Raw genomic sequence first — 22,765 nt, forward strand, 5'->3', positions numbered from 1 at the left:
TTTTGTGTCCTTCGCGGAACCTTCGCGTCCTCTGCGTCCGGAGCTCCGCTCCTGTTTTCTCAGGCCGCCTGCAGCCGCGCCTCGCCCTGCCACAGCGCGCCCGCATAGAACTCCGGCCCGAAGTCCGGCGGCACCTCGGCGCGCGTGCGTGCCTCGTGCAGCGGCAGGTCGGCCAGCAGCAGGTCCTCGCTGATGCGGCGCACGATGGCCGGCACGTAGCCGCGCATGCCTGGCACGTCGCCCAGCGGCAGGCCGGTGCTCGCGAAGCCTCCCGGGTTGTAGACGTGGATGTCGCGCAGCCACGGCGCCGTGCCCGCTGTCTTCTCGACCAGCTCGAGGCCCGCGCCCAGGTAGGGCGCGGCCGCGAGCTCGTCGTCGCGCTCGTGCGCGGGCGCCTCGAAGCGATCGCGCCAGCGCAGCACCAGGTCGGCGATGCCGGTCAGTTCGGGGCGTTCGCTCAACTCGTGGCTGTAGCCGGTGCCGGCGATCGCGAAGTCGAAGTGGAAATGCTCGTCGTGCACATGGGCCACGAGCTGGTTGCCGTTCTGCGTGACGCCGCGCCACGGCGCGCCCAGGTGCAGATGGAAGTTGGGAAAGGCCAGCACGCGCTGCACCGAGTCGGGCGGCGGCGTGGTGCCCAGGCGCCGGTAGCGCGCCGCATGGTGCCAGCGCGTGGCATCGGGCAGCGCGAAGTAGTTGTCGTACAGGCCCGGATAGCCACGCACGCGCGCCACCGGCGTGGCCGCGAGATGGTCGCGGCGCGCGAACAGGTGCACGGCGGCCGCGCCATGCTCGAGCGCCACCGCGGCCGCGTCGAAGGCCGAGGCCGCCGCGCCGATCACGGCCACGCGCTTGCCTTCAAGCGCCGCAAAATCGATCGCATGGCCGGTGTGGGCCGCGAGCCCGCTGGCCACCGCATTCGCGAGCAGCTCGGGCACGAAGGGCGCGCCGCTGCCGGCCACGCCGTTGGCGAAGATCAGCTTGCGCGCGGTCTCGATGCGCTCCTGGCCGTCGACCTCGAGCCGCACGCGGAAGTGCGGCACCGCGCCCTGCCCGGCCGCCTCGAAGCCGACCAGTCGCGTGCCGTAACGCACCCCGGTGGCGGTGATGTGGCGGAACCAGTCGAGGTAGGCGGCCCAGTCGGTGCGCGGAATGCGGTCGAGCGCCGCATAGGCCTCGAGGCCATGGCGCGATTCGTACCAGGCCTGGAAGCCCAGCGCACTCACCGAGCCCTCGGGGCCAACCAGGTTCTTGAGCGTGCGCAGCTTGTGCATGCGCGCGCGCGTGAGCCACACGCCCGCGCGCTGCGCATCGGGCGCGGCATCGATCACGCTGACTTCGGCGATGCCCGCGCGGCGCAGCGCGAACGAGAGCGCGGCACCGCTCTGGCCGCCGCCGACGACGAGCACGTCGTGGTCGATGCCATCGTGGCGCGGCACCCAGTTGGCGGGCGCGGGGCCGAGCAGGCGCAGGACCTCGTGGGCGAAGCGGTCGCGCGGGTCGTTCGGTGCGAGGGACGTGGAGGGGGCGTTGCTCATGAGGTGATCGACAGAAGTGGCGCGGCGGATGCCGCGAAAAAAAACGGGCCCCGAGGGGCCCGTTGAAACTGCGTCGCCGTAGCGACCAGGAGACACTCACCCTCGAAGGCAAGAGCCCTCATTCTTCAAGAGAGCGCGGCCTTCGCGAAGCACGTAATCCGCATACGTTGATCCGTTTTTGTTCTTTGCCGCGCGGCCCCGCCGCGCGATAGCCTGCATGCACTCCCACCGAGTGCGCGCCCGGAAGGCGCATGCCCCAGCCAGAGACAAGCCTCTTCCCGTCGCCATGAACTTCCAGCAACTGCGATCCGTGCGCGAGACCGTGCGCTGCGGCTTCAACCTCAGCGAAGCCGCGGTGGTGCTCGAGGCCTCGCAGTCCGGCGTGAGCCGGCAGATCCGCGACCTCGAGAACGAGCTCGGCATCCTGCTGTTCAAGCGCTCGGGCAAGCGGCTCACCGGCCTCACCTCGCCCGGCGACCACCTGCTGCCGATCATCGAGCGCGTGCTCGACGACAGCCTGAACCTGCGCCAGGCCGGCCAGGATTTCCTGGCGCGCGAAGAAGGCCTGCTGTCGATCGCGGCCACGCATTCGCAGGCGCGCTATGCGCTGCCGGCCGCGGTGCAGGAGTTCCGGCTGCGCTTTCCCGGCGTGCGACTGCACCTGCACCAGGGCACGCCGCGCCAGATCGCGCAGATGCTGCTCGACGGCGAGGTCGACGTGGGCATCGCCACCGAGTTGCCGCAGAACCATCCGCAGCTCGCGGCCATCTCCTGTCGCTGCTGGACGCACCTGGTGGTGGCACCCGCGGGCCATCCGCTGCTGACCGAGACGCCGCTCACCATCGAGAAGCTCGCGCGCCATCCGCTCATCACCTACGACAGCGGCCTCACGGGCCGCTCGCGCATCGACGAGGCCTTCGCGCGCCATGGCCTCTCGCCCGACATCGTGCTGGCCGCGATGGATGCGGACGTGATCAAGACCTATGTGGAACTGGGCGTGGGCGTGGGCATCGTCGCCGACCTGGCCTACGACGCGGTGCGCGACCGGCGCCTGCGCGCGCTGGAAGCCGGCCACCTGTTCGGCGAGAACCGCACCCAGCTCGCGGTGCGCCGCGGCGGGCACCTGCGCGGCTACATCCACGCCTTCATCGATGCCTTCGCGCCCGGCATGGCGCGCGAGGCGATCGCGCGCGCGAGCGCGGAGGCGCCGCCCGACGACGGCGGCTGAACGTCAGGGTTGTTGCGGCTCGCCCAGCGAGAGCATCAACCGGTTCGCCCAGTTGAAGAAGGCGGCGCCGTGGATCACGTCGGCGATCGCGAGGTCGTCCAGGCCCTGCGCGCGCAGCGCCTCGATGTGCTCGGTGCCGAAACTGGACGGCGTGGACGACAGCGCCACCGAAGCCGCGACGATCGCGTCCCAGCGCTCGCCGAGCGCGGCCGTCGTGCCCTCGTCGAGCAGCCGCTGCACGTCGTCCGCACGCTGCGAGAAATGCGTGGCGAAGCGCGCATGCACCGAGGCGCAGTAGATGCAGCCGTTGTGGCGCGAGGCCGCGGCCGCAGCCAGTTCGCGCTCGGCGCGCGGCAGGCCGGCCTCGGGGTTGTAGAAGATGTCCTTGTCGGTGCGCGTGCGCGCGCCGAGGATGTCGGGATCGCGCGCGAGCAGCCGGAAGTACGGCGACTTGGCGCGCGAGGCATCGACCAGGCCCGCGAAATGGCGCTCGGTGAGCTCGGCTTCGGGCAGCGGCTCGAGCCAGGGCAGCCATTCGAGCTGCGCCTGTGTGAAGCGCGTGGGGTGCGCGTTGTCCGGATAGCTCAGGGTCGATTCGGTGGCCATGGCGTTCAGTCGACGGAAGTGATGGGATGGCGCGCCAGCGTGCGCAGGCCCGCGACGACGCGGACCTGGAACGCGAGGAAGGCCACGAGCTGCGACAGGGTCACGATGCCGGTGGACGACCAGCCGGCATCGAGCAAGGCCTGCAGCGCGGTGGGGCTCGCATCGCGCGGATGGAACACCAGCAGTTGTGCGTGCACGAGCGCGGCCGACAGGCGCGGGCCCAGCGCCTCGCGGTTCGCATCGGCGACCGCATACGAGGGGCCGGCCGTGTCCTCGGCGCTCAGCGGGCCGGCGGGATAGCGGCCGTACGGGCCCTTCGCGGCGGCGCGTTTCGCTTCGTCCGCGATCGCGTCGGCCAGGCCCGCGCGTGCGCGCTGCGCGGCCAGGCGCTGCGCATAGAAGCGCGCGACCTCGGGCTGCTCGTGCAGCGCGGTCACGAAGGCCGCGACGGCGAAGCGGTCCGCGATGTCGAACGCTTCGGGCACGGGCGGCGTGGGCGCGAACAGCGCGAGGTAGCTCTGCTGGGCGTTGAGGCGTGCCTGTTCGCGCTCCGCACGCAAGCGGTCGAGCGGATCGCCGGGCGCGATGCCGACCAGCTGGTCGATCACGTCGGCAACGGGAGGGATGGTGGCGGTCATGAGGTCTGGAGGGAAGGAAGGTCGGTGGGTGCCGCAGCCGTGTCCCGCTGCCAGCCGAGCGCCGGCGCGACCTCGGTGGCGACGAGTTCGATCGAGCGCAGGATCGCCGCATGCGGCGGATCGACCGAGTGCACCTGGCACACGAGGTCGGTCACGCGCTTGAGCGTGCTGTCGGCGGCAAGCGATGCGATCACGTCCTCGGGCGTTCCCACGTGCACGTCGTAGGCCGCGATCAATTGTTCGAGCGTGGCCTCGGGGCCCGCGCGGTCCGCGAGGCCACCGCCGCCCGAGGCCGCGAAGCGCGCGGCCGAGCGGCGCAGGCCGATCTCGGCCAGGCGCAGCGCCTCGGCGCGCGTGTCGGCCACGAAGACGCTGCGCGATCCCACGATGCGCGGCGTGGCGCCGGCGGGCAGCGCGGCCAGGTAGGCATCGACGATCGGGTCCTGCAGCTCGGCCAGCGTCGCATCGGGTGCTTCGAGCGTGCGCGGCTGGGTGCGCGAGAGCATCAGGCCGTCGCCGGCCTGGCCCGCGCGCGTGCCGCCACTGACGGAGAAAGTCGCCTGCCAGATCCGGCCCAGCAATTGCGCGCCCGCGGGGTACAGCGTGTCGCCGCCCGCGAGCGGCCGGCCGGCCCAGGCCGCGCGCACGGCCGCGAGCTGCCGCGCGAACAGCGCCGGACGCTCGGCCGCATCGAGGCCGAAGGCGGCGAAGGCCTCGGGCGTGCCGCCCGTGCCCACGCCGAGCTCGAGCCGGCCGCCCGTGAGCAGGTCCAGCACGATGGCGTCCTCGGCCACGCGCAGTGCGTTCTCGAGCGGCAGGGTCACGATGCCGGTGCCCAGGCGGATGCGGCGCGTGCGCGCGGCCACGTGGGCGAGAAACACGAAGGGCGACGGCAGCCCGCCCTCGTGTTCGTGGAAGTGGTGCTGCGCGACCCAGGCCGAGTCGAAGCCGAAGGCCTCGGCATGCGCGATCTGCGCGGCCACCAGGCGATAGCGCTCGGCCGCGGGGGCGTCGTCGAGCAGCCGGCTGAAGAAGCCGAGGCGCTTGCGCACCGTCGGTCGTTGTGCGGAGGGTGCGTGCGAAGGCTCGGGCATGAAGCGGAAATTGTGGCGGCCTCGACGTGCGCCGGCTGCGAAGAAAAAGTCGCATGCATATGCGCAAACCGAGGCTGCGCAATCGAGCTTTCCTTTGCCAAATGCAGTGCGCGCCTAAGGAAGTGCGAATCCCTTCTTTCCGCGCGAGCGGGCACCGACTTAACCTGCCGCCGCACTTTCGCGCACACCCTCCGACCACGAGTTCCCATGGCCACTTCCTCCCGCCAGATCAAGCTGGGCGCCTTTCTCATGCAGACCGGCCACCACATCGCCGCCTGGCGCCATCCGCAGGCCCAGGCCGACGCGGGCAGCAACTTCCGCCACTACGTCGAGCTCGCGAAGCTGGCTGAGGCGGCGAAGTTCGATGCCGTCTTCCTGGCCGACTCGGTGGGCGTGCGCAGCAGCGAACTCGCCTCGCTCTCGCGCACCGCGCGCAGCGACCACTTCGAGCCGCTGACCCTGCTGTCGGCGCTGGCCGCGGTCACCGAACGCATCGGCCTGATCGCCACCGTGTCGACCAGCTTCAACGAGCCCTTCAACGTGGCGCGCAAGTTCGCCTCGCTCGACCAGATCAGCGGCGGGCGCTCGGGCTGGAACCTCGTGACCTCGAGCGGCACCGGCGAGGCGCAGAACTTCAACCGCGACGAGCACTTCGAGCATGCGCTGCGCTACGAGCGCGCGGCCGAGTTCCACGACGTCGTGACAGGCCTGTGGGACAGCTGGGAGGACGACAGCTTCGTGCGCGACAAGGACAGCGGCCAGTACTTCCACGCGGACAAGCTGCACGTGCTGCACCACAAGGGCAAGCATTTCTCGGTGCGCGGGCCGCTCAACGTCTCGCGTTCGCCGCAGGGCCGGCCGGTGGTGGTGCAGGCCGGCGCCTCGGAGGCCGGCCGCGACCTCGCGGCGCGCACGGCCGAGGTGATCTTCGTCGCGCACCAGACCTTCGACGAGGCGAAGAGCTTCTACCGCGACATCAAGGACCGCACCCAGGCCTACGACCGCGAGCCCGAGTCGATCAAGATCATGCCGGGCATCTTTCCGGTGGTCGGCCGCACGCAGGAGGAGGCCGAGGAGAAGTTCGCGCTGCTGCAGGACCTGGTGCACCCGGTGGTGGGCGTCTCGCTGCTGTCGAACGTGATCGGCGGCTTCGACTTCTCGGGCCTGCCGGTCGACGGCCCCGTGCCCGAGCTGCCCGAGACCAACGGCCCCAAGAGCCGGCAGCGCCTGCTGCTCGACCTCGCGCGGCGCGAGAACCTCAGCATCCGCGATCTCTACCTGCGCATCGCGGGCGCGCGCGGCCACCAGCAGGTGGTGGGCACGCCGCAGAGCATCGCCGACCAGCTGCAGCAGTGGTTCGAGGAAGGCGGCGCCGACGGCTTCAACATCATGTCGCCCTGGTTCCCGGGCGGCCTGCAGGACTTCATCGAGCTGGTGCTGCCCGAGCTGCGCCGGCGCGGCCTGGTGCGCACCGAGTACGAGGGGAGTACCTTGCGCGAGCACCTGGGGCTGCAGCGGCCGCGGCATGGGCAGCGCCGGGCCGCGGTGGGCGCCGCCGCATAGCTGCGCGCGACCGGCCGATCAGTCGATCGGGCGCATGCGCTCGGCGATCTCGGCATGGCCGCGCGCGGCCAGCGCCTCGGACGCACCCGCGCGGTCGCGCGTCTCCTTGTTCTGGCTCAGCTTCGACTTGCCGACCAGCGAGGTGAGCGCGATCTCGATGCCGACGATGTGGCCCAGCAGCCCGTCGATGAATTCGGGCGCCGAGTCGCCCATCTTCCAGGGCCTGGGCTCGGCCGCCTCGTGGCGGCGCGTGAGGCGCGCGACGATGCCGCGCACGAAGCGCTCGTCGTCGCGCACGGTGATCGTGCCGTGCGCATGCACCACCTCGTAGTTCCAGGTCGGCACCTGCCGGTGCAGCTCGTGCTTGCTCGGATACCAGCTCGGCGAGATGTAGGCCTGCGCGGCGCGGAAGACCACCATGACCTCGGTGCCGGTCGGGCAGCGCTGCCAGGCGTCGTTGGCGCGCGCGACGTGGGCCGAGAGCAGGCCGTGGGTGCCGACCTCGGGATCGAACTCGAAGGGCAGGTGATCGGCGTCCAGCCCCGCGGGGCCGTGCGTGACCAGCATGCCGAGCGGATGCTCGCGGATGACGCGCTGCAGCGCGGCGGGATCGGTGACGGCGAAATGCGCGGGGATGTACATCGGGCGTGGCTCTGAAAGCGTGTGGGGTGCCTCACTGTCGCTTCGAACCGGCACAATGCGAAGAACCAGTTTAGACCTTTTTGCATGGACCAGTTGTCGCCTCCTCCGGGCCAGGGCGCGGGCCGCCGCATCTACGCGCTGCTGCGCGACCAGATCGCCGACGGCACCCTGCCCGCCGGCGCGCCCGCCCCGTCGACCCGGGCCCTGGCGGCCGAGCTCGGTGTCTCGCGCACCACGGTGACCGCGGTCTACGAGCAGCTCGCCGCCGAGGGCTACCTGCTCACGTCGGCGGGACGCGCGGCGCGCGTGGCGAGCCCGTCGTCTGCCGCCGTGGCACGGCCTGCGGCCGCCTCCCGCCGCGCCCGGCCCGCGCCCACGCTGTCGGCCTACGGCCGCCGCATCGCCGCGATGGCGCCGCCAGCGACCGCACCGAGCGAGCCGGCGCGCATCGACTTCCTCTATGGCGCGGTCGCCTCGCGCGACTTCCCCGCGCTGGCCTGGCGGCGCGCCTACCAGGCCGAGCTGCTGCGCCAGCAGCGCAGCCTGAGCTACGCCCCGCCCGAGGGCGACGAAGGATTGAGGCGCGCGCTGCAGGGCTATCTGCGGCGCGCGCGCGGGCTGGTCTGCGACGCGGAACAGATCGTCGTGGTGCAGGGCTCGCAGCAGGGCATCGACCTGTGCGCGCGGCTGCTGCTCGATCCCGCCGACGCCTTCGTGTTCGAGAACCCCGGCTACCTGATGGCGCGGCGCTGCTTCGAGGCCACGGGAGCGGCGCTGCTGCCGGTGCCCGTCGATGCGCAGGGCCTGGACACGGCCGCGCTGCCGCGCGACGGCCGCGCGCGCCTGGCCTACGTCACGCCCTCGCACCAGTTCCCGCTCGGCGGCGTGCTCGCCATCGGCCGGCGCCTCGAGCTGCTGCAATGGGCGCGGCAGCAGCGCGCCTGGATCGTGGAAGACGACTACGACGGCGAGTTCCGCTATGGCCAGCGCCCGATCGACGCGCTGCGCGCGGTCGATGCCGACGGGCGCGTGCTCTATGTGGGCACCTTCTCGAAGGCGCTGTCGCCGCAGATGCGGCTCGGCTACCTGGTGCTGCCGCCCGAGCTGGTGCCGGTGTTCCGCCAGGCCAAGCGCATGGCCGACCGCCATGCGCCGCTGCTCGAGCAGCGGGTGCTGGCGGCCCTGATCGACAGCGGCGCCTACGAGCGTCACGTGCGGCGCGTGCGGCGCGAGAACGAACGCCGCCGCACGGCGCTGCTCGAGGCCATCGCGCGCCATCTGCCGGCCGAGGCGCAGGTCGCGGGCACGGCGGCCGGGCTGCACGTGGTGCTGTGGCTGCCCTGGCTGCGGCCGCGCGACGAAGCCGCGCTGGTCGCCGCCGCGCGGCTGCGTGGCGTGGGTGTGTATCCGGTGTCGCCGCTCTACGCGGGCAAGGCCACCGGCAACCGTTGCGGCGGCCTGATCCTCGGCTATGCGAGCCTCACGGTCGAGCAGATCGACCAGGGCGTGCGGCTGCTGGCCGCGGTGCTTCAGGTGTAGCGCTGCTCCAGCGCGTCCCACTCGGGCTTGCCCACGAGCCGCTGGCGCTCGGCGAAGGGCGTGACCAGGCCGCTGGATTCGCGCACTTCCTTCTCGTCGCGCAGCACCGTCAGCGCCTTCTGCATGCCGGCCACCGCACCCTGCAGCGCGGCATTGGCATAGAGCACGATGCCGTAGCCGAGCTCGCTGAGTTCGGTCGCGTTGAAGATCGGCGTCTTGCCGCCGATCACCATGTTCATGAGCTGCGGCCGGTCCAACCGCTTCGGCAGCGCGCGAACCTCCTCGGCGCTGGTCACGGCCTCGACGAACAGGATGTCGGCGCCGGCCTCGGCGAAGCGCTGCGCGCGCTCGACCGCGGCCTCGAAGCCATGGATCGCGGCCGCGTCGGTGCGCGCCATGATCAGCAGGTCGGGATCGCGGCGCGCATCGACGGCCGCCTTGATCTTGCTCACGGCCTCCTCGGTGGAGATCACCTCCTTGCCCGAGAAATGACCGCAGCGCTTGGGCGCGACCTGGTCCTCGAACTGGATGCAGTCGGCGCCCGCGCGCTCGAGCGTGCGCACGGTGTGGCGCACGTTGAGCGCGTTGCCGAAGCCGGTGTCGGCATCGACGATCAGCGGCACCGACACGGCATCGCGGATGCGCGCCGTGTGGTCGGCGATCTCCGACAGGCCCATGAAGCCCTGGTCGGGCATGCCGAACCACATGTTGGTGACGCCGGCGCCGGTGACGTAGATGGCCTGGAAACCGAGGTCTTCCACGACACGGGCGGAGAGCGCGTTGAAGGCGCCCGGAACGATCAGGCCGCGGCGGGCCTCGGCGAGGGATTTGAGTTGCTTGCGGGTGGACATGAGGATGATCCGTTTTTCAGAAACTGTCGCCGGGCACGCGCACCCAGCCTTCCATCAATACGCGGGCGCTGCGGCTCATCAGGGCCTTGGTCACGGCCCACTGGCCGTCGACCGCGCGCGCCTCGGCGCCGACGCGCAAGGTGCCCGAGGGATGGCCGAAGCGCACCGCCTGGCGTTCGCCGCCGCCGGCCGCGAGGTTCACCAGCGTGCCGGGGATCGCGGCCGCGGTGCCGATCGCGACCGCGGCCGTGCCCATCATGGCGTGGTGCAGCTTGCCCATCGACAGGGCACGCACCAGCAGGTCGACGTCGGCGGCGCGCACCGGCTTGCCGCTGGACGCGACGTAGTCCTTCGGCGGCGCGACGAATGCGACCTTGGGCGTGTGCTGGCGCTTCGCGGCCTCGGCGATGTCCTGGATCAGGCCCATCTTCACGGCGCCGTGCGCGCGTATGGTCTCGAACATCGCGAGCGCCTCGGGGTCGCCGTTGATCGCGTCCTGCAGCTCGGTGCCGCCGTAGCCGATGTCGGCGGCGTTGACGAAGATGGTGGGGATGCCCGCGTTGATCAGCGTGGCCTTGAAGGTGCCGACGCCGGGCACCTCGAGGTCGTCGACGAGCTTGCCCGTGGGGAACATCGCGCCGCCGCCATCGCCCTCCCCTTCGTCGGCCGGGTCGATGAACTCCAGCGGCACCTCGGCCGCCGCGAAGGTCACGCCATCGAGCTCGAAGTCGCCGGTCTCCTGCACCTGGCCGAGCGAGATCGGCACATGGGCCACGATGGTCTTGCCGATGTTGGCCTGCCAGATGCGCACGGTGCACACGCCGTCGGGCGGCACGCGGGCCGGGTCGACCAGGCCCTGCGCGATCGCGAACGGGCCCACGGCGGCCGACAGGTTGCCGCAGTTGCCCGACCAGTCGACAAAAGCGCTGTCGATGGACACCTGGCCGAACAGGTAATCGACGTCGTGGTCGGGCCGCGTCGAGCGCGCGAGGATCACGGTCTTCGAGGTCGACGAGGTGGCGCCGCCCATGCCGTCGATCTGCTTGGCATAGGGGTCGGGGCTGCCGATCACGCGCAGCAGCAGCGCGTCGCGCGCCGGGCCCGGCTGTTGCGCGGCCGGCGGCAGGTCCTGCAGGCGGAAGAACACGCCCTTGCTGGTGCCGCCGCGCATGTAGACGGCGGGAATCTTGATCTGGGGAATGGATGCCATGGCGATGGTTTTCTCAAGCGGCCGCGGTGTTCGCGGCCAGGAAGTCTTGCGCAAAACGCTGCAGCACGCCGCCGGCCTCGTAGATGGACACTTCCTCGGCAGTGTCGAGGCGGCAGGTGACCGGCACGCGCAGCACTTCGCCATTGCGGCGATGCACGATCAGCGCGAGGTCGGCGCGCGGGGCCGGTTCGCCGACCACGTCGTAGGTCTCGGTGCCGTCCAGCCCCAGCGTGAGCCGCGTGGTGCCGGGCTTGAACTCGAGCGGCAGCACGCCCATGCCGAGCAGGTTGGTGCGGTGGATGCGCTCGAAGCCCTCGGCCACCACCGTCTCGACGCCGGCCAGGCGCACGCCCTTGGCGGCCCAGTCGCGCGAGGAGCCCTGGCCATAGTCGGCACCGGCCACGATGATCAGCGGCTGGCGGCGGTTCAGGTAGGTCTCGATCGCCTCCCACATGCGCACCACGCGGCCCTCGGGCTCGATGCGCGCGAGCGAACCCTTCTGCTGCACGCCGTCGACCACCGCCATCTCGTTGACGAGCTGCGGGTTGGCGAAGGTGGCGCGCATCGCCGTCAGGTGGTCGCCGCGGTGCGTGGCGTAGGAATTGAAGTCCTCTTCCGGCAGGCCCATCTTCGCGAGGTACTCGCCGGCGGCGCTGTCGAGCAGGATCGCGTTCGACGGCGACAGGTGGTCGGTCGTGATGTTGTCGGGCAGGAGGGCCAGCGGCCGCATGCCGCGCAGGGTGCGCGGGTTGGCCGCGAGCGCGCCGACGCCCTCGCTGTCCCAGTAGGGCGGACGGCGGATGTAGGTGGACTGCGGGCGCCAGTCGTACTGCGGGCTGGCCTTCTCGCCGTGGTCGGCATGGATCGCGAACATCGGCTCGTAGACCTGGCGGAACATCTCGGGCCGCACCGAGGCGGCGACGATCGCGTCGATCTCCTCGTCGGCGGGCCAGAGGTCGGCCAGGCGGATCTCCTTGCCGTCGACCACGTCGAGGATGTCGCGCTCGATGTCGAAGCGCATGGTGCCCGCGATCGCATAGGCCACCACCAGCGGCGGCGAGGCCAGGAAGGCCTGCTTGGCGTAGGGATGGATGCGGCCGTCGAAGTTGCGGTTGCCCGAGAGCACGGCGGTGGCGTAGAGGTCGCGCTCGACGATCTCCTGCTGGATCTTCGGATCGAGCGCGCCCGACATGCCGTTGCAGGTGGTGCAGGCGAAGGCGACGATGCCGAAGCCCAGCTGCTCGAGTTCGGCGAGCAGGCCGGCGTCGCGCAGGTAGAGCTCGACGGCCTTCGAGCCCGGCGCCAGCGAGGACTTGACCCAGGGCTTGCGCACCAGGCCCAGCCGGTTGGCGTTGCGCGCCAGCAGGCCGGCGGCGATCACGTTGCGCGGGTTCGAGGTGTTGGTGCACGAGGTGATGGCCGCGATGATCACGGCGCCGTCGGGCATCAGGCCCGCGGCCTCCTGCTGGCGCGCCGCGTGCAGGCCGATGGCGATCTCGCGCTCGGCCAGCTGCGAGGTCGGCAGGCGGCGGTGCGGGTTCGACGGGCCCGCCATGTTGCGCACCACGCCGGAGAGGTCGAAGCGCAGCACGCGCTCGTAGGTGGCGGATGCCAGCGCGTCGGCCCAGAAGCCCGCGGTCTTCGCATAGGTCTCGACCAGCGCGACCTGCGCGTCCTCGCGGCCGGTGAGCCGCAGGTAGGCCAGCGTCTGTTCGTCGATGTGGAACAGCGCGGCGGTGGCGCCGTACTCGGGGCACATGTTGGAGATGGTCGCGCGGTCGCCGATGGTGAGGCTGCGCGCGCCCTCGCCATAAAACTCGAGGTAGGCGCCGACCACCTTTTCCTTGCGCAGGAACTCGGTCAGCGCCAGCACGATGTCGGTGGCGGTGATGCCCGGCTGGCGGCGGCCCGTGAGCGCCACGCCGACGATCTCGGGCAGCCGCATCCACGAGGCGCGGCCGAGCATCACGTTCTCGGCTTCGAGCCCGCCCACGCCGACCGCGATCACGCCCAGCGCGTCGACGTGCGGCGTGTGGCTGTCGGTGCCCACGCAGGTGTCGGGGAAGGCCAGGCCGTCCTGCACGTAGACCACGGGCGACATCTTCTCGAGGTTGATCTGATGCATGATCCCGTTGCCCGCGGGGATCACCTCCATGTTGGCGAAGGCGCGCTTCGTCCACTCGATGAAATGGAAGCGGTCCTCGTTGCGCCGGTCCTCGATCTCGCGGTTCTTCTCGAAGGCCCGCGGGTCGAAGCCGCCGCACTCCACGGCCAGCGAGTGGTCGACGATCAATTGCACCGGCACCACCGGATTCACCTGCGCCGGATCGCCGCCCTCGGCCGCGATCGCATCGCGCAGGCCCGCGAGGTCGACCAGCGCGGTCTGGCCCAGGATGTCGTGGCACACCACGCGCACCGGAAACCACGGGAAGTCGCGATCGCGCCGGCGTTCGGCGATCTGCAGCAGGCATTCGTCGAGGATCGCGGGATCGCAGCGGCGCACGAGGTTCTCGGCATGCACGCGCGCGGTGTAGGACAGCGTGTCCCAGGCGCCGGGGCGCAGCGCTTCGATGGCGGCGCGCGCGTCGATGTAGTCGAGCGCGGTGCCGGGGAGTTTTTTTCTGTGGCTTGAAGTCATCGTGGGGAAGCGGGCAGGAAAGCGATGCGGCACCGCTGCGAGGGGCCGCGCGGGGTTCATTCGGAGCGGATGTCGTTGTCCTTCACGACCTTGGCATAGCGCGGGATCTCGGTGCCGATCAGCGCGCCGAACTGCTCGGCGCTGCCGCCGGCCGGCGACACGCCGGTGGGATCGAGCTTCGCGACCAGTTCGGGCGCCTTGAGGCCGGCGTCGAGCGCGCCGTTGAGCTTGGCGAGCACCGACGGCGGCACGCCCCGGGGCGCGATCAGGCCGTGCCAGGCCACCACGTCGTACGCAGGCAGGCCGCCGCTCTCGGCGATCGAGGGGATGTCGGGATAGGCCTGCAGCCGCTTGGCCGTGGTGACGGCGAAGGCGCGCAGCCGGCCCGACTGCACGTGCGGCATCAGCGCCTCGGTGCCCGCGATCAGCATGTCGACGTTGCCCGCCACCAGGTCGGTGACGGCCGGCCCGGTGCCGCGGTACGGCACGTGCGTGGCCTTGACCTTCGCCATGCCGAACAGGTACTCGCTCACGATGTGCAGGTGGCTGCCGTTGCCGGCCGAGGCGAAGGTGAGCTTGCCGGGGTTCTGGCGCGCGAAGGCCAGCAGTTCCTGCAGGTTCTTCGCGGGCACCTTCGACGGGTTGACGCACAGCACGTAGGCGCCCTTGGAGAGCTGGATCACCGGCGTCATCTCGGCCACCGGATCGAAGCGCAGCTTGTAGAGCGAGGGATTGACGGTGTAGCTGCCCGCGATCAGCAGCAGCGTGTAGCCATCGGGCGGCGTGTGCAGCGCGTACTCGGTGCCGATGGTGCCGCCGGCGCCGGGCCGGTTGTCCACCACCACCGACTGGCCCAGCTGCTGGGTCAGCACGTTGGCCGCCACGCGCGCGATGAAGTCGGAGCCACCGCCCGGTGCGAAGGGGCAGACGATGCGCAAAGGCTTGTTCGGGAAGGCCTCCTGGGCACGGAGGGTGGCGGCGGGCAGGGTCAGGCCCGCCAGGGCGGCGGCCGAGAAGGCGCGGCGATTCAGCGTCATGGTCTTGTCTCCAGTGTTGTCGTTCGATGTGGGAGCGCGCCGCCCCGCGGGGCGGCACCGCGGAGTGTGCTCCGAGCGACATCGACCTGGAAGGACTTCACCGCGCCCCTGCCTCCGGCCTCAGGCGCGCGCCTCGATCGGCACGAACGCCAGGTCCTCGGGACCGGTGTAGTTCGCGCTCGGGCGGATGATCTTGTTGTCCACGCGCTGCTCGATGACGTGCGCGGCCCAGCCGCTGGTGCGCGCGATCACGAACAGCGGCGTGAACATGGCGGTCGGCACGCCCATCATGTGGTAGCTCACGGCGCTGAACCAGTCGAGGTTGGGGAACATCTTCTTGACCTCCCACATCACCGACTCGAGCCGCTCGGCGATGTCGTACATCTTGGTCGAGCCGGCCTCCTCCGACAGCCGCCGGGCCACGCCCTTGATCACCACGTTGCGCGGGTCGCTCACGGTGTAGACCGGGTGGCCGAAGCCGATCACCACTTCCCTGGCCTCCACGCGGCGGCGGATGTCGGCCTCGGCCTCGGCCGGGCTGTCGTAGCGCTTCTGGATCTCGAACGCGACCTCGTTGGCGCCGCCGTGCTTGGGGCCGCGCAGCGCGCCGATCGCGCCGGCGATGGCCGAGTGCATGTCGCTGCCGGTGCCCGCGATCACGCGCGCGGTGAAGGTGCTGGCGTTGAACTCGTGCTCGGCGTAGAGATTGAGCGAGGTGTGCATCGCGCGCACCCAGGCCTCGGAAGGCTTCCGGCCATGCAGCAGGTGCAGGAAGTGGCCGCCGATCGAATCGTCGTCGGTCTCCACGTCGATGCGCTTGCCCTGCGTGCTCCAGTGGTACCAGTACAGCAGCATCGAGCCCAGCGAGGCCATCAGGCGGTCGGCGATGTCGCGCGCGCCCGGCAGGTTGTGGTCGTCCTTCTCGGGCAGCACGCAGCCCAGCGCCGAGACGCCGGTGCGCATCACGTCCATCGGATGGGCGCCGGCCGGCAGGCTCTCGAGCGCTTCCTTCACGCTCGCGGGCAGGCCGCGCAACGCCTTGAGCCGCGCCTTGTAGGCCTTGAGCTCGGCGCGCGTGGGCAGCTTGCCGTGCACCAGCAGGTGGGCGATCTCCTCGAACTCGCAGACCTCGGCGATGTCGAGGATGTCGTAGCCGCGGTAGTGCAGGTCGTTGCCGGTGCGGCCCACGGTGCACAGCGCGGTGTTGCCCGCGGTCACGCCCGAGAGGGCAACGGATTTCTTCGGGCGGAAGCCCGCGGGTGCGGTGGTTTCGGTCATGGGCTTGGTTGCGTTCATGCGGTTTGTTCGTCGAGGTAGGCGCGATCGATGGCGGCGGGACGACCGGCGGCGTCGACCGCCACCATCTCGAACACGCCCTTGAGGACTTCTTCGGCCGGCGCGCCCGGCACGTCGGCCAGGCCGGTCACGCACACGGTCATCGAGCTGCGGCCGATGCGGCTGACCCAGCCGCGCAGCAGCAGCTGGTGGCCCACCGGCACCGGCGCGAGGAAGTCGACGCCGGTCACGCCGGCCATCACCACCTCGCGCTGCGCCAGGCCGCGCGCGGCCAGGAAGGCCGCCTTGCTCATCAGTTGCAGGCCCTGCCCCGCGAACAGCGTGCCGCGGTGGTTGGCATGCACCGGCAGCACCAGTTCGCGCAGTTCGGTCGTTCCGGCGGGTGTTGTCATGCTTCGCAATCTACGCAGAGAATGCGGTTTGCAGAAGGACTGAAAAGGCAAATTCTTGCGAACCCCAATCCTCCAATTTGCGAATTTTGCGAATTCCCCCGCATTCGCAGCGAAGGCGAAACGATGAAGAAGACATTCATGGGCGTGCGCCTGCGCAGCCTGCGCGCGGAGCGCGGCCTGTCGCAGGTGGCGCTGGCCAATGCCCTGGAGCTGTCGCCCAGCTACCTCAACCAGCTCGAGCAGAACCAGCGGCCGCTGACGGTGGCGGTGCTGCTCAAGATCAGCCGCGCGCTCGGCGTCGACATCCAGCAGTTCTCAGAGGACGAGGAGGCGCGGCTGGTCGCCGGCATGCGCGAGGCGCTGGCCGACGCCGCCGAGCCGGTGGCGCTGCCCGAGCTGCAGGAGGTGGCGGCGCAGATGCCCGCGCTGGGCCGCGCGCTGCTGGCGCTGCACCGCCGCAACATCGAGGCGATGGAACAGCTCGAGACCATGGCGCTGCGCCTGGGCGACGAGCGCTCGGGCCTGGCCGCGCCGCGCGCCATGCCCTTCGAGGTGGTGCGCGACTTCTTCTTCGCGCACCAGAACCACTTCGACACCCTCGACCGCGCGGCCGAGGCGCTGGCGCGCGAGGCGCAGCAGGCGCAGGCCGCGCCGGGCGCGCGCGACCACGGCGGCCATCTCGCCGAATGGCTGGTCGAGCGGCTGCGCCAACGCCATGGCGTGCGCGTGCTGCTGACCGACGACACCGAGGTCAGCAAGCGCCGCTACGACGCCGCGCAGCGCAGCCTGCGGCTGTCACCCGCGCTCGAGCCGGGCCAGCAGGCGTTCCAGCTCGGCACCCAGCTCGCGCTGCTCGAGCTCGGCGCGGCGATCGACGCGCTGGTCGACGCGCCGCCCTTCACCGAGGACCCGGCCTCGCGCAAGCTGGCGCGCATCGGCCTGGCCAACTACTTCGCGGGCGCCCTGCTGCTGCCCTACGGCGCCTTCCTCGAGGCCGCGGAATCGCTGCGCTACGACATCGACCTGCTCGGCCAGCGCTTCGGCGTCGGCTTCGAGACCGTGTGCCACCGGCTCAGCACGCTGCAACGGGTGGGCGCGCCCGGCGTGCCCTTCTTCTTCGTGCGCGTGGACAAGGCCGGCAACATCTCCAAGCGCCAGTCGGCCACCCACTTCCACTTCAGCCGCACCGGCGGCACCTGCCCGCTGTGGAACGTGTACGAGGCCTTCGCGCAGCCCGAGCGCATCCTGCCGCAGCTCGCGCGCATGCCCGACGGGCGGCGCTACCTGTGGATCGCGCGCTCGGTCTCGCGCGGGCAGCGCGGCTATGGTTCGCCGCGCAAGACCTTCTCGATCGGGCTGGGCTGCGACATCCGCCATGCGCCGCGGCTGGTGTATGCCAAGGGGCTCGACCTGCAGGACCCCGAGGCCGCCACGCCGATCGGCATGGGATGCAAGGTCTGCGAGCGCGAGCGCTGCCCGCAGCGCGCCTTTCCGTTCATCGGCGAGGCGCTGGACGTGGACGAGAACCAGAGCCGGTTCGCGCCCTATGGGTTCGAGCGCTAGCTTTGTCCGACGGCTTTTCGGCGCCTTCGCCGGCATGACCCGCGCCCCCCAAACCCGCTCGACGTTCCGCGGAAAAAACGCCGCACGTTACGTAACGCGCGGCGAAATGCGGTGTTACGGATGTTCCCGCCGCGTGTTACCCCAAAAGAAAAAAGTCTTTTGAATCAACGAGATAAGGCGGTCGCCGTGCCGTAACAGCGGCCCGCCATGGCGGCGGCGCGGAGGCGGCACGCATGTTGCCCCTGTAGGCCATATCTTTGTCACAGAGGCCGCCATGACTACAACAGAATCATCGACTCCGACGCCCCTCGGCACCACCGCAAACGGTGGGGCACCCGTGGTGCTCGCTCAAGCCACCGCCTCGCCGATCGCCCCGATGGGCGCGACCGCGGCGGTGCCGCCCTCGGCGCCCGCCAGCATCGGATCGCTATCGAATGCGACGCCCGGCACGACCGTCGTGCGCGACGGCGTGAGCATCCCGGTGAACGGCAACCAGTCGCTGATCGCCGGCGACCGCGTGATCGTTCCCGATGGCGGCCAGGCCAATGTGCTGTTCCCCGGCTCGGCCACCAACAAGGCACCGCTGGCCGGCGTCTTCGCGGGCGGCACCGATGCCACCGTGACGTCGACCAAGCTCCCGGGCGGCCTCGAGCAGGTGAATGTCGACGTGGCCTCGGGCGACCTCGCGGTCACCCCGCCCGATGCCGACGCCGATGCGGCGGCGCTGGCCGTCACCAAGAAGCTCGCCACCGGCGGTGGCCTCGGCATCGGCGAGTTCGCGCTCGGCGCGCTGGGCGGCATCGCGCTGGCCGCGGCCCTGGGTGGCGGCGGCGGCGATTCGAGCGTTCCCTTCTTCATTCCCGGTGTCGGCGATTCCGACGCGGATGCCGACGCGGACGCGGATGCGGATGCCGATGCGGACGGTGATGCCGATGCAGACGCGGATGCCGATGCGGACGCCGATGCAGATGCCGACGCGGACGCGGATGCAGACGCCGATGCGGATGCCGACGCAGATGCGGACGCGGACGCGGATGCCGACGCTGACGCCGATGCGGACGCCGATGCCGACCACCTGCTGGATCCGGGCGACAGCGCCGTCGGCCATGTGGTCGATGCCGTGGACAACACCCTGGGCCTGGGCGGCGCGCTGCAGACCGTGAAGCCCATCGTCAACAGCGTCACCGACGTGGTCGACGACGTGCTCGCGCCGATCGCCGGCAACGAGTTCACGCCCAACGATCCCAACGAGTTCGATCCCGTGGACAACGCGGTCGACCATGTCACCACCAACCTCGGCGGCGTGCTGTCGCCCGTCGTCGACGGCCTGCTGGGCGGCGGCACCACCGGCGCGATCATCGACACGGTCAACGCCCAGGTCGATTACCTGACCGACGCCCTGAACAACATCCTCGAGAACGTGCTGGGCAGCGAAGGCCTGCTGGGCGGCGTGACCACCGGCCTGGGCGTCGATGGCCTGGTCGATGGCCTGCTGGGCGACGACGGCGTGGTCGGCCAGGTGCTCGACGGCCTGCTCGGCGAACACAGCCTGCTGGGCGGCCTGCTCGGCGAGGACGGTCTGGTCGGCGGCCTGCTGGGCGACGACGGCCTGCTCGGCGGCGTGATCGGCGAAGGCACCGCGGTCGGCAGCCTGCTCGACACCCTGCTCGGTGACGGTGGCCTGCTCGGCGGCCTGGGCGGCGAGGACGGCCTGCTCGGCGGCCTGCTGGGCCCGGCGCTCGGCGAAGACGGCCTGCTCGGTGGCCTGCTGGGCGACGACGGCGCCATCGGCGGCCTGCTCGGTGAAGACGGTCTCGTGGGCGGCCTGCTCGGCGACGACGGCCTGCTGGGCAACCTGCTCGGCAGCGAAGGCCTGAGCGGCGGCCTGCTCGGACCCGATGGTCTGGTCGGCAGCCTGCTGGGCCCGGATGGCGTGGTTGGCAACCTGCTGGCCGACGGCCCGCTCGGTGGCCTGCTCGGCGGTGAAGACGGCCTGCTCGGCGGCGTGCTCGGCGACGACGGCCTCGTGGGCGGTCTGCTCGGCGAGGACGGACTGCTGGGCGGCGTGCTCGGCGAAGACGGCATCCTCGGTGCCGGCGGTCCGCTGGGCGGCCTGCTGAGCGACGATGGTCTGCTCGGTGGTCTGCTGGGCGATGAGGGCCTGGTCGGCGGCCTGCTTGGTGACGACGGCCTGCTCGGCGGCGTGCTGGCCGACGACGGACTGCTCGGTGGCCTGATCGGCGGCGACGGCCTCGTGGGCGGTCTGCTCGGCGACGACGGCCTGGTCGGTGGCCTGCTGGGCGACGATGGCCTGGTGGGTGGCCTGCTCGGCGAAGGCGGCATCCTCGGCGGCGTGCTCGGCGAAGACGGTCTGGTCCCGAGCCTGCTCGGCGACGACGGCCTGGTCGGCGGCCTGCTGGGTGGCGACGGCCTCGTGGGCGGCCTGCTCGGCGAAGACGGACTGGTCGGTGGCTTGCTGGGCGGCCTGCTCGACGGCATCGGCGGTGGCGGCGGCGGCACGGGCGCGCAACTGCTCGACCCGACCGACAGCATCGTCGGCGGCCTGGTCGAAGGCCTCAACGACGGCCTGCTCGGCGAGCTCGGCCTGGGCGACGTGCTCGCTCCGGTGGTCGGCCTCACCGACAGCCTGACCGACACCGTGAGCGGCCTGCTGGCCCCGGTGTTCGGCGACAGCTTCACGGCGAACGACCCGAACGTGCTGGATCCGGTGGACGACCTCGTGGGTCAGGTCACCGACGGCGTTGGCGGCCTGCTGAGCCCGCTGACCGACCAGCTGCTCGGCGCCGGCACCACCGACGCGCTGCTGGGCGCGGTGGGCACGCAGGTCGACTTCCTGACCGATGGCGTGGCGAATCTGATCGGCGGCGATGGCCTGCTGGGTGGCGTGCTGGGCGATGACGGCCTGCTGGGCGGCGTGCTCGGCGGCGACGGTGGTCTGCTCGGCGGCGTGCTGGGTGACGACGGCCTGCTGGGCGGTCTGCTCGGTGGCGACGGTGGCCTCCTGGGTGGTGTGCTGGGCGACGATGGTCTGCTGGGCGGTCTGCTCGGTGGCGACGGTGGCCTCCTGGGTGGTGTGCTGGGCGACGATGGTCTGCTGGGCGGTCTGCTCGGTGGCGACGGTGGTCTGCTCGGCGGCGTGCTGGGTGACGACGGCCTGCTGGGCGGTCTGCTCGGCGGCGACGGTGGTCTTCTGGGTGGCGTGCTGGGTGACGACGGCCTGCTGGGCGGTCTGCTCGGCGGCGACGGTGGTCTTCTGGGTGGCGTGCTGGGTGACGACGGTCTGCTGGGCGGTGTGCTCGGTGGCGACGGTGGTCTGCTCGGCGGCGTGCTGGGTGATGACGGCCTGCTGGGCGGTCTGCTCGGCGGCGACGGTGGTCTGCTCGGCGGCGTGCTGGGTGACGACGGCCTGCTGGGTGGTCTGCTCGGCGGTGACGGTGGCCTGCTGGGTGGCGTGCTCGGCGACGACGGCCTGCTGGGCGGCGTGCTCGGCGGCGACGGCGGCCTCCTGGGTGGCGTGCTCGGCGATGACGGCCTGCTCGGCGGCATCCTCGGTGACGATGGCCTCCTGGGCGGCGTCCTCGGTGGCGAAGGCGGCCTGCTTGGCGGCGTCCTCGGCGACGACGGCCTTCTCGGCGGCCTGCTGGGTGGCCTGCTCGGTGGTGGTGCCGATGCCGGCGCCTCGGCCAGCCTGATGGTCGCGGCCGATGCGCCTGCCGATGGCGGCCTGTTCGGCGGTCTGTTGGGTGGCGAAGGCGGTCTGCTCGGCGGCCTCCTCGGCGACGACGGCCTGCTCGGCGGTGCGCTCGGCGGCAACGGCGGCTTCCTGTTCGGCAGCGGCGGCCTCCTGGGTGACGATGGCCTTCTGGGCGGCGTGCTCGGCGGCGGCGAAGGCGGCCTGCTCGGCAGCATCCTGGGCGACGACGGCCTGCTGGGCGGCGTGCTCGGTGGCGAAGGCGGCCTGCTCGGCGGCATCCTGGGTGACGACGGCCTCGTGGGCGGCGTGCTCGGTGGCGACGGCGGCCTGCTCGGCGGCATCCTGGGTGACGACGGCCTCGTGGGCGGCGTGCTCGGCGGCGAAGGCGGCCTGCTCGGCGGCATCCTGGGTGACGACGGCCTTCTGGGTGGCGTGCTCGGCGGCGAAGGTGGCCTGCTCGGCGGCATCCTGGGCGATGACGGCCTGCTGGGTGGCGTGCTCGGCGGTGACGGCGGTCTGCTCGGCGGCGTGCTGGGCGACGACGGCCTGCTGGGTGGCGTGCTCGGCGGTGACGGCGGTCTGCTCGGCGGCGTGCTGGGCGATGACGGCCTCCTGGGCGGCGTGCTCGGCGGTGACGGCGGTCTGCTCGGCGGCGTGCTGGGCGACGACGGCCTGCTGGGTGGCGTGCTCGGCGGCGGCGAAGGCGGCCTGGTCGGTGGGCTGCTCGGCAGCGACGGCCTCGTCGGTGGCCTGCTCGGCAACGATGGCCTGGTCGGCAACCTCCTGGGCAACGACGGCCTGGTGGGCGGCCTGCTCGGCAACGACGGCCTCGTCGGCAGCCTGCTCGGCGCGCTGGGTGGCGATGGCCCGGTGGCCAACATCCTGCAGCCGGTGACCGAGATCGCCAGCGGCCTGAGCGACACCCTCGCGCCGGTGGTGGACACGCTGACCAGCGCCGGTTCCGGTGCCCTGGCTCCGGTGACCGACATCCTGGCCGGCGCGACCGCGGCGGCGGCGCCGGTGGTCGAGACCGTGTCCAACGTGGTCGAGAACGTCGATCACTCGGTGGGCTCGGTGGTCACCGACGTGGTGACCCCGATCACCAGCCAGGTCGAACACACGGTGGGCAACGTGGTGACCCCGGTCGCCAACATCCTGCACGGCCTGCTGGGCTGATCGAACACCGCGGCTTGCGCCGCGGACTCGACGAAGAAG

16 protein-coding genes are annotated in these 22,765 nt (G+C 71.4%); 5 read left to right on the forward strand and 11 right to left on the reverse strand.

Features of this window, described 5'->3' with window-relative positions; translation table 11 throughout:
* Nucleotides 1-59: 59 nt before the first annotated feature.
* Nucleotides 60-1,538, reverse strand: coding sequence for an NAD(P)/FAD-dependent oxidoreductase (locus INQ48_31800; GenBank protein ID QRF62143.1), 1,479 nt, complete (start codon nt 1,536-1,538; stop codon nt 60-62).
* A 286-nt stretch (nt 1,539-1,824) separates the two neighbouring features.
* Between INQ48_31800 and INQ48_31805 the strand changes: the two genes are divergently transcribed.
* Nucleotides 1,825-2,766, forward strand: coding sequence for a CysB family HTH-type transcriptional regulator (locus INQ48_31805; GenBank protein QRF62144.1), 942 nt, complete (start codon nt 1,825-1,827; stop codon nt 2,764-2,766).
* 3 nt (nt 2,767-2,769) lie between these two features.
* On the opposite strand, the gene INQ48_31810 is transcribed toward INQ48_31805, so the two are convergent.
* Genes INQ48_31810 through INQ48_31820 form a run of 3 tightly spaced genes read right to left on the reverse strand, consistent with a single transcriptional unit; the run spans nt 2,770 to nt 5,104 of the window.
* On the reverse strand, nt 2,770-3,372 hold the full coding sequence (locus tag INQ48_31810) for an alkylhydroperoxidase domain protein (GenBank protein QRF62145.1): 603 nt from the start codon (nt 3,370-3,372) through the stop codon (nt 2,770-2,772).
* 5 nt (nt 3,373-3,377) lie between these two features.
* Nucleotides 3,378-4,010 carry a CMD domain protein gene (locus tag INQ48_31815; protein QRF62146.1) on the reverse strand — a complete coding sequence of 211 codons (633 nt, stop codon included), beginning with the start codon at nt 4,008-4,010 and terminating at the stop codon, nt 3,378-3,380.
* Nucleotides 4,007-5,104 (reverse strand): putative FMN-dependent luciferase-like monooxygenase, encoded by a 1,098-nt coding sequence (locus tag INQ48_31820; GenBank protein QRF62147.1) that lies wholly within the window; start codon nt 5,102-5,104, stop codon nt 4,007-4,009. The genes INQ48_31815 and INQ48_31820 overlap by 4 nt, the downstream gene beginning before the upstream one ends.
* A gap of 207 nt (nt 5,105-5,311) precedes the next feature.
* On the opposite strand from INQ48_31820, the gene INQ48_31825 reads away from it, so the two are divergent.
* Nucleotides 5,312-6,667, forward strand: coding sequence for an LLM class flavin-dependent oxidoreductase (locus INQ48_31825; protein ID QRF62148.1), 1,356 nt, complete (start codon nt 5,312-5,314; stop codon nt 6,665-6,667).
* 18 nt (nt 6,668-6,685) lie between these two features.
* On the opposite strand, the gene INQ48_31830 is transcribed toward INQ48_31825, so the two are convergent.
* Nucleotides 6,686-7,309 (reverse strand): FMN-binding negative transcriptional regulator, encoded by a 624-nt coding sequence (locus INQ48_31830; GenBank protein QRF62149.1) that lies wholly within the window; start codon nt 7,307-7,309, stop codon nt 6,686-6,688.
* An 84-nt stretch (nt 7,310-7,393) separates the two neighbouring features.
* Here INQ48_31830 and INQ48_31835 point away from each other — a divergent pair, with 84 nt between their 5' ends.
* Nucleotides 7,394-8,848 carry a PLP-dependent aminotransferase family protein gene (locus INQ48_31835; GenBank protein QRF62150.1) on the forward strand — a complete coding sequence of 485 codons (1,455 nt, stop codon included), beginning with the start codon at nt 7,394-7,396 and terminating at the stop codon, nt 8,846-8,848.
* On the opposite strand, the gene INQ48_31840 is transcribed toward INQ48_31835, so the two are convergent.
* The 6 genes from INQ48_31840 to INQ48_31865 all read right to left on the reverse strand — a co-directional run bounded on the left by INQ48_31840 (nt 8,839) and on the right by INQ48_31865 (nt 16,272).
* Nucleotides 8,839-9,699, reverse strand: coding sequence for an isocitrate lyase/PEP mutase family protein (locus INQ48_31840; GenBank protein QRF62151.1), 861 nt, complete (start codon nt 9,697-9,699; stop codon nt 8,839-8,841). The two genes, INQ48_31835 and INQ48_31840, sit on opposite strands and share 10 nt — an antisense overlap.
* Nucleotides 9,700-9,715: 16 nt before the next feature.
* Nucleotides 9,716-10,909, reverse strand: coding sequence for a 2-methylaconitate cis-trans isomerase PrpF (gene prpF / locus INQ48_31845; protein ID QRF62152.1), 1,194 nt, complete (start codon nt 10,907-10,909; stop codon nt 9,716-9,718).
* A 13-nt stretch (nt 10,910-10,922) separates the two neighbouring features.
* A complete protein-coding gene (gene acnD / locus INQ48_31850) occupies nt 10,923-13,547 on the reverse strand; it encodes a Fe/S-dependent 2-methylisocitrate dehydratase AcnD (GenBank protein ID QRF62153.1) in 2,625 nt (874 codons plus the stop codon).
* A 56-nt stretch (nt 13,548-13,603) separates the two neighbouring features.
* Nucleotides 13,604-14,584 carry a tripartite tricarboxylate transporter substrate binding protein gene (locus tag INQ48_31855; protein ID QRF62154.1) on the reverse strand — a complete coding sequence of 327 codons (981 nt, stop codon included), beginning with the start codon at nt 14,582-14,584 and terminating at the stop codon, nt 13,604-13,606.
* Nucleotides 14,585-14,704: 120 nt separating this feature from the next.
* Nucleotides 14,705-15,862 (reverse strand): 2-methylcitrate synthase, encoded by a 1,158-nt coding sequence (gene prpC, locus INQ48_31860; protein QRF62155.1) that lies wholly within the window; start codon nt 15,860-15,862, stop codon nt 14,705-14,707.
* 14 nt (nt 15,863-15,876) lie between these two features.
* On the reverse strand, nt 15,877-16,272 hold the full coding sequence (locus INQ48_31865) for an acyl-CoA thioesterase (GenBank protein QRF62156.1): 396 nt from the start codon (nt 16,270-16,272) through the stop codon (nt 15,877-15,879).
* A 123-nt stretch (nt 16,273-16,395) separates the two neighbouring features.
* Between INQ48_31865 and INQ48_31870 the strand changes: the two genes are divergently transcribed.
* Nucleotides 16,396-17,835: a DUF2083 domain-containing protein gene (locus INQ48_31870; protein QRF62157.1), complete on the forward strand. Its 1,440-nt coding sequence runs from the start codon at nt 16,396-16,398 to the stop codon at nt 17,833-17,835.
* Nucleotides 17,836-18,292: 457 nt separating this feature from the next.
* Entirely contained in the window at nt 18,293-22,726 is a 4,434-nt protein-coding gene (locus INQ48_31875) for a hypothetical protein (protein QRF63037.1), read from the forward strand.
* Nucleotides 22,727-22,765: the final 39 nt, after the last annotated feature.

Source organism: Variovorax paradoxus (assembly GCA_016806145.1).
Taxonomy (GTDB): domain Bacteria; phylum Pseudomonadota; class Gammaproteobacteria; order Burkholderiales; family Burkholderiaceae_C; genus Variovorax.